Origin of the sequence: uncultured Algibacter sp. (assembly GCF_947495675.1) — a bacterium.
Lineage (GTDB): Bacteria > Bacteroidota > Bacteroidia > Flavobacteriales > Flavobacteriaceae > Algibacter_B.
Genome location: NZ_CANLZX010000056.1, coordinates 1 through 621 on the forward strand (window position 1 = coordinate 1; position 621 = coordinate 621).

The following is a 621-nucleotide window of genomic DNA, read 5'->3' on the forward strand; positions in this document are numbered from 1 at the left end:
CCAATATCTGTTAAAGGGTGTTTTAATAATCCTTTAATAGCCGATAAAGGACCTGTCATAACATCACTTCCTAATTTAGCACAATCAATAACGTGCATAGTATGACGAACAGATGCTGCTAAGATTTGAGTTTCAAAACCATAATTATCATAAATCTGTCTTATTTCAGCAATCAGTTGTAATCCATCTGTAGAGATATCATCTAATCTTCCAATAAATGGCGACACATAGGTTGCTCCTGCCTTAGCTGCTAAAAGTGCTTGACCAGCAGAAAACACTAAAGTTACATTAGTTTTAATGCCTTTATCTGAAAAATATTTACAGGCCTTAATTCCATCTGCAATTAATGGTAATTTTACAACAATTTGAGGGTTTAAAGCAGCTAAAGCTTCTCCTTCTTTTACCATACCTTCAAAATCTGTTGAGATAACCTCTGCACTTACATCGCCCTCTACAATATCACATATTTTTTTGTAATGTGCTATAATATTATCGGCTCCTGTAATACCTTCTTTTGCCATTAAAGACGGGTTGGTTGTTACACCATCTAAAACGCCGAATGCTTGGGCTTCTGCAATATCATCAAGGTTTGCTGTATCTATAAAAAATTTCATGTTCTTT

General features: G+C 34.6%; 1 protein-coding gene. It reads right to left on the reverse strand.

What is annotated here, in order from left to right; translation table 11 throughout:
- On the reverse strand, positions 1 to 614 hold a 614-nt coding region (fsa, locus tag Q0842_RS16070; RefSeq protein ID WP_298500515.1), incomplete at its 3' end, for a fructose-6-phosphate aldolase.
- Positions 615 to 621 lie beyond the last annotated feature (7 nt).